This is a genomic window from Vibrio sp. 10N.222.46.A1, from assembly GCF_041473595.1.
GTDB lineage: Bacteria > Pseudomonadota > Gammaproteobacteria > Enterobacterales > Vibrionaceae > Vibrio > Vibrio tasmaniensis_A.
In genome coordinates this window covers 1-6434 of record NZ_JBFRSN010000304.1, presented here as the reverse complement: position 1 = coordinate 6434, position 6434 = coordinate 1, and the positions used below count along the sequence as shown (strand labels likewise).

The 6434-nt window shown below is 45.2% G+C and carries 7 protein-coding genes; all 7 read left to right on the top strand.

Annotated elements, in window-relative coordinates; all coding sequences use genetic code 11:
• Nucleotides 1-687 (top strand): cobalamin biosynthesis protein (locus tag AB4496_RS10015; RefSeq protein WP_372130905.1); only part of this gene is annotated, 687 nt, incomplete at its 5' end.
• A gap of 177 nt (nt 688-864) precedes the next feature.
• Entirely contained in the window at nt 865-1707 is an 843-nt protein-coding gene (locus tag AB4496_RS10010; protein ID WP_102258163.1) for a sirohydrochlorin cobaltochelatase, read from the top strand.
• A gap of 2 nt (nt 1708-1709) precedes the next feature.
• The gene (cobJ, locus tag AB4496_RS10005) at nt 1710-2549 is read left to right on the top strand and encodes a precorrin-3B C(17)-methyltransferase (RefSeq protein ID WP_017097272.1); all 840 of its coding nucleotides are present in this window, start codon (nt 1710-1712) and stop codon (nt 2547-2549) included.
• A gap of 1 nt (nt 2550) precedes the next feature.
• Nucleotides 2551-3363, top strand: coding sequence for a precorrin-4 C(11)-methyltransferase (gene cobM / locus AB4496_RS10000; protein ID WP_102258162.1), 813 nt, complete (start codon nt 2551-2553; stop codon nt 3361-3363).
• Nucleotides 3364-3439: 76 nt separating this feature from the next.
• Nucleotides 3440-4405, top strand: coding sequence for an adenosylcobinamide-phosphate synthase CbiB (cbiB, locus tag AB4496_RS09995; RefSeq protein WP_012604821.1), 966 nt, complete (start codon nt 3440-3442; stop codon nt 4403-4405).
• A gap of 38 nt (nt 4406-4443) precedes the next feature.
• A complete protein-coding gene (locus tag AB4496_RS09990; RefSeq protein WP_102258161.1) occupies nt 4444-5514 on the top strand; it encodes a threonine-phosphate decarboxylase in 1071 nt (356 codons plus the stop codon).
• 2 nt (nt 5515-5516) lie between these two features.
• Nucleotides 5517-6434: cobyrinate a,c-diamide synthase (locus AB4496_RS09985; protein ID WP_372130903.1), on the top strand; the 918-nt coding region annotated here is incomplete at its 3' end.

The window sequence follows — 6434 nt, the reverse complement described above, 5'->3', positions numbered from 1 at the left end:
CAACTCGACGGCGTTGAAGGGATTGAAAACCCATCAGAATACGTCAAGAAAGTCACAGGCGTATCATCGGTTTCTGAAGCGGCCGCGCTAAAGCACGCTAAGCGAGATCAACTATTGGTACCTAAGTGGAAGTTCAAACAAGACGGTTTCAACATGACTTTGTCTTGTACTCGCATCGAATACGATGAACCCCTCGCCAAGAAGAAGTGGAAAAACTGGCTAGATGAAAACGTCAAAATCAACCTTCACGGTAATGAAGTGGTAGATGGTTTTCAGTGTAAGCCTAAGCATGTCGATTTAAACCGCCCGATGCTCTACCACCGCCATCACGTATTGCTATGTGAAGGTGGCCGCTGCGCGAAAGAAGGCAGTAAAAACCTTGCACACGATCTTAGACAGGTACTTAAAACGCTCAATTTTTCCGACGGTGAACAGCGCATCAAGATAAGCCGTACACACTGTGCGGGCACCTGCAGAAACCGCGCCGCAATGGTGATTTACGAACGTTTACTAGAACATGAAACACCTGTTAACAACGGGCTTTGGGTTCGAGGTATCGAAGAATTTACCGAGCAAGACTGGAAAGATTTGTTCACAAATTTAGTCGAACGGAAATCATTAAAAGCTTATTTAGATCCTAAGTTTATCGCACCAATTGAAAATGCAGACGGCACTACTGAGCTTTAGAAACCGCTTAGTTTTAAGAACCACTGAACTTTAGGTATCACTGAGCTTTAGGAACATAGTAGGCCAAATACTTTGCAAGCTATGAACATGATGTTTCAAAGCTCACTTTAACCTCATTACCAACATGAGATAACCCGTTTATCTTGTGATATAGATTTGATAAGGACAGCGACAATTATGAAACGACTTCGTCATTATAACCAAGGCACAGCCATTGTACTGAGCTGCTTTGGTAGCGTTGTAGAACAACAACGTTATGAAACTCTCGCAGAGCGCGTACGTCAAAGTTACCCAGATGTGCCAGTGCGTATCGCCACCAGCTCAAAGATGGTGATCAAGAAGCTGGCTCGTAAAGACACGCCATGTTTCAGCCTACCTCAGGTACTCGCCGATCTAGACACACAAGGTTACGAACGTATTTTGATCGTTTCAGTGTACCTATTCCCTACCGATGAACATCGCTACATGACATCAATAGTTGATGGCTTCAAGCAATTCTCATTGGCGCGCATTGAACAAACACCAGCGATCATGCATCACAGCCAATTAACGACCAATTTGCTTTCGGCTCTCCATGATCGTTTTGCTCCACAAGATCATTTCAACGTGTTCGTTCACCACGGTGCGCCTATGCTAGATAACCCAGGTCACCAATCGGTCCATTACTGTGATGATCTACTCGGCAAATTATCGCAACGCAACTTCACTTGCTCGCTCGAAGGCGCATGGCCATTTAAGTTAGTGAAAAATGAAATGGTTCGCCGCATTAAAGAGCAATATACAGGCCAAGGTCGACCGCTTCTTAATCTAGTTCCACTACTGCTTGTATCGGGTAACCACTTCATCAACGATCTTAAAGAAATTAAAGAGATGCTGGCAGAAGACGCTGACGTTCAAGTGGCAGAGCCAATCCAAGGTGACAAGTTCTGCATGCTCGATATGCCAGAACTGTTACAGATTATCGATAAGCAAATTAAAGAAGGCTTAATTCGTTTAGGTGCACCAGAGGAAGATAAATAATCATGGCAAAACTAACACTGGTAGGCTTAGGGCCTGGCGCAATAGACCTAGTCACACCCGCAGCGCAACAAGCGGTAAAGAATGCAGATGTCGTTGCAGGCTACAAGCCGTATGTAGAATCAATCAGCACACTAATCGACACTCAAGAAGTCATTCAAAGTGGTATGACTCGCGAATGGGACCGCGCTCAAGCCGCAGTAGAAGAAGCAGCAAAAGGTCGAGAAGTCGTATTGGTATGTTCTGGGGATTCTGGCATGTACGCGATGGCGCCTTTAGTGCTTGAATTATTGGAACAAAACGCAGAATTAAACGCACAAGTTGAACTGGATATTATTCCGGGCATCACCGCGGCTAACGCCTGTGCTTCTTTAGTTGGTGCACCTCTTGGTCACGATAGTTGTACCATTTCTCTGTCTGACTTATTAACGCCTTGGGAAGTGATTACCAAGCGGATTGAAGCCGCGGCAATGGCTGATTTTGCGATTACCTTCTACAACCCTCGCTCTAAAAAGAGAACTCAGCACATTGAAACTGCACGTGAAATCCTTTTGGAACATCGTGACCCAAATACTCCCGTTGCTATCGTGAATGCTGCGTATCGTGATGAGCAAAAAGTCACACTGACAACACTGGCTGAATTTACCAAAGTGGAATTTGGTATGAACGCCGCGGTCGTGATAGGTAACAGCAACAGCTACCGATTTGGTGATTGGATCGTAACACCGCGTGGCTACACCAATAAATATCAACTGAAAGACGGCAAGGTACTAGAAGGTCAAAAACGTGGCCATTCATTAAAAGTTGAACCTAAACCAGAATCAGTGACGGAAGAGGCAAACTAGTATGACGGTATTTTTTATCGGCGCAGGGCCGGGTGACCCAGATTTAATCACAGTGAAAGGCGCACGCTTAGTTGAAGAGTGCCCTGTGATTGTTTACGCAGGCAGTTTAGTGCCAAAAGCCGTCATCGATCGCGCTCACCCTGATGCACTGGTCTATAACTCCGCTGACATGGATCTTGATGATCTAACCAATGTGTACCTAACCGCACACGAAAAAGGTCAAAACGTTGCACGCGTTCAAACTGGCGATCTTTCAATTTACTCGTCGCTTGCAGAACAAACACGTCGCTTGAACGAACTTGGCATTGATTGGAAAGTGGTTCCGGGCGTCTCCTCTTTCCAAGCGAGTGCCGCAGCTCTTGGCCAAGAACTGACGCTACCTGAAAAGTGCCAGACCATTATTCTTAGCCGAGCATCAGGTCGAACGCCTGTTCCTGAAAAAGAGAATCTACGCGCCCTTGCCTCTCACGAAGCAACACTGTGTTTATTTCTTAGCGCAACATTAATTCGTAAAGTGGTTCGTGAATTATCAGATGTTTACCCGCAAGATTGGCCAGTGGCTGTCGTTGAAAAAGCCAGTCACCCTGAACAGCGAATATTCCGTGCTACATTGGGTACGATCGCCCAAGTTATGCATGATGAAGGGATTCGCTCCACCGCGATGATCATCGTCAGTAAAGTGCTAGGCGACAATGATTTTGTTGACTCTAAACTCTACGATCCGACCTTCTCACACGCTTGCCGAAAAGCACGTGTCGTTGAAGAGGGTGTAGTTGAAAGTGGAACATTGGAAGACGATAAGAGCGCAGACTAACCTCGCTCATTAGCTGTTGATTGGTTTATGCGTTTATTCATTTTCACTATCCAGTCAGCAGCATTATTTGGCAGATATGATGATCTTTTTTGATTTAAATTTTGGTTATTCAAGTTTAGCGATCGCGCTAATGATGATCGCAGCTTTGATGCTTGATCACTTACTAGGTGAGCCTAAACGATTTCACCCTTTGATCGGTTTTGGCTATGCGGTTGAGAAAATCGAGAAGCTGTTAAACCGAGCCACTAAATTCTCAGGTTTGATCGCATGGATAGCTGCGACTGTTCCATTGTGCTTACTCAGCTTTTGGCTACAACATACGCTACTAAGCATGGGGAACACATTAGGCTTTTGGCTATTTAATATCGTGGTTCTGTATATCGCGATAGGTCAACGTAGCCTGCTTGAGCACGCCCAGTGGATCCACCAGCCGCTGAGCCAAGGTGATCTTGATTTAGCGCGAGAGAAAGTTGGTTGGATCGTTAGCCGTAATACTGAAACCATGGATCAACGCCAGATCACGTCATCGACGATTGAGTCGGTATTAGAGAATGGTAACGATGCGATCTTCGGCACTCTATTTTGGTTTGCACTGCTTGGGGCTCCAGGGGCATTACTGTTCCGATTAGTGAACACACTTGATGCGATGTGGGGCTACAAAAATGAACGCTGGCTAGAATTTGGCTATGTGGCAGCAAAAGTAGATGATGTGATGGGCTGGGCACCTGCGCGCTTAACCGCACTTAGCTACAGCCTTTTAGGCAACACTAAGTTGGCTCTGAAATGCTGGAAAGAACAAGCTAAACATTGCTCGAGTCCAAACGGTGGCCCCGTAATGACATCAGGTGCCGGCGCACTACAAATCATCATAGGTGGCGATACGTATTACCACGGAAAACTTGTGAAAAAACGTCCGATGGGAAAAGGTAATATTGCGACTTTAGAAGATATTCCACGAGCCATATCTTTGGTCCAAAAAACCAGTGTGCTTTGGGCCATCGTAATGCTACTGCTTTCTCTTTTAACTCTTTGTTTATTTTGATTTCATGTCTATTTTAACTCTTTACTTTAAGTACGCTAATGACGATTAAACAACACTCAACCTCAAACGAACTTCCGCATCACGGTGGTAAGTTAATCGAGTTTTCATTGCGCTATCAAAGGCCAATCGAACAATGGGTCGACCTTTCAACTGGAGTAAGCCCGCACCACTACCCTATACCTGAAATCCCTGCATCGGTATGGAATCGGCTACCAGAAGACGATGATGGCTTAATCACAGCCGCGCAAACCTACTATCAAAGTGATGCCTTGTTACCCGTAGCTGGCAGTCAGGCAGCCATTCAATCGCTACCTCATATGATTGCAAAGACACAGCCAACATTGACGTACATCCTATTGCCTCATACGGGTTACAAAGAACATCAACATGCGTGGCAGCAGTACGCAGAACAAAGCATACAAGCCGTCATATTCGACTTTTACCTACACAAACCGACAATCGAACAGCTGAAAACGGCAGACGTGGTCGTAGTGATTAATCCCAATAATCCAACCGCACTGAATGTGCCACCAAGTGAAGTACTGACTTGGCTAAATCATATCCAAGATCATTCAACGCTCGTGATTGATGAAGCGTTTGTAGACTGTACTCCTGAGCTTTCAGTGTTACCAAGTTTCCCAACAGGAGTACCTGACAATCTAATAGTCCTGCGATCAGTGGGTAAATTTTTTGGGCTGGCAGGGATTCGCGCAGGCTTTTGTTTTGCCTCGCCATTGCGTTTAAATATTCTTAAACAACACCTTGGACCTTGGACACTCAGTGGCCCAACTCGCTATGTCACCACACATGCCTTACTCAACTCCAATTGGCAAAAGAAAAACCGCCAACGCCTACATGAAGAGGCTCAGCGTATGAACCAACTCTTACAACTACATTTTGGCCAAATGGCGGGCTCGGTAAAAATAACATCACAGATACTCTTTCACCGAGTTGAAATTTCAGATTCGGCATCATGGCACCATCAGCTCGCCAAGTTAGGGGTTTTTACTCGTCATTGTGATGAAAACGATGCACTTCGTTTCGGGTTACCCGCCAACGAATCACAATGGCAAGCGCTCACTCGCGCACTCGAACAACTCAAGGAATAATTATGTCTACAGCTTATTGTTCTGCCCTAGTGGTAGGCGCACCTTCTTCTGGAAGCGGAAAAACAACCGTGGTCGCCGCTCTAGCAAGAGCTTTGGTTCAACAAGGAAAGAAAGTTCGAGTATTCAAAACTGGGCCTGATTTTATTGATCCACAATTTCTATCTATTGCATCAGATACACCCACTTACCAATTGGATTTGTGGATGTGTGGTGAAGCGGAATGCCAACACTTAATTTATCAAGCAGCCCTAGAAGCGGATGTGATTCTAATTGAAGGCGTAATGGGTATGTTTGATGGCAAATGCTCAAGTGCTGATATTGCCGCTAAATTTAACCTTCCGATGTTAGCTGTTGTCGATGCTGGCGCAATGGCACAAACCTTTGGAGCCATTGTAAATGGCTTATCGACATTCCGTGATGACGTGGATGTATTTGGTGTAGTTGCAAACCGCGTAGGTTCTGAACGTCACGCTGAAATGCTAAAAGAAAGCCTAAAACCTGAAACCGAGTTTTGTGGTTGGTTACCAAAAGACATGGATTTGTCGCTGCCAGAACGCCACTTAGGTTTAGTACAAGCACAAGAGTTAGATGACATAGAAGAGCGACTTAATCACGCAGCCAAGCTACTACTAGAACATGGTGATATCCCATTACCAACAGCACAAGCATTTGAAAAACCAAAGCAAGCACTACCAGCCAGACATGAATCATTGACTGGTCATACAATTGCAGTAGCTCGTGATAATAGCTTTGCTTTCTTGTATCAAGCCAACCTTGATTTGTTGATCGAATTGGGGGCAAAACTGTCATTTTTCTCACCGCTTGCACATGATGATTTACCAGTGTGTGACGCTTTGTATTTACCAGGAGGTTATCCTGAATTACATAAGGATAAGCTAGCGCTCAATCATGCGTTGAAG

Coding starts and splice junctions, on each gene's coding strand:
- AB4496_RS10010 (WP_102258163.1), top strand. CDS start 865: ATGAAACGACTTCGTCATTATAACCAAGGCACAGCCATTGTACTGAGC.
- cobJ (WP_017097272.1), top strand. CDS start 1,710: ATGGCAAAACTAACACTGGTAGGCTTAGGGCCTGGCGCAATAGACCTA.
- cobM (WP_102258162.1), top strand. CDS start 2,551: ATGACGGTATTTTTTATCGGCGCAGGGCCGGGTGACCCAGATTTAATC.
- cbiB (WP_012604821.1), top strand. CDS start 3,440: ATGATGATCTTTTTTGATTTAAATTTTGGTTATTCAAGTTTAGCGATC.
- AB4496_RS09990 (WP_102258161.1), top strand. CDS start 4,444: ATGACGATTAAACAACACTCAACCTCAAACGAACTTCCGCATCACGGT.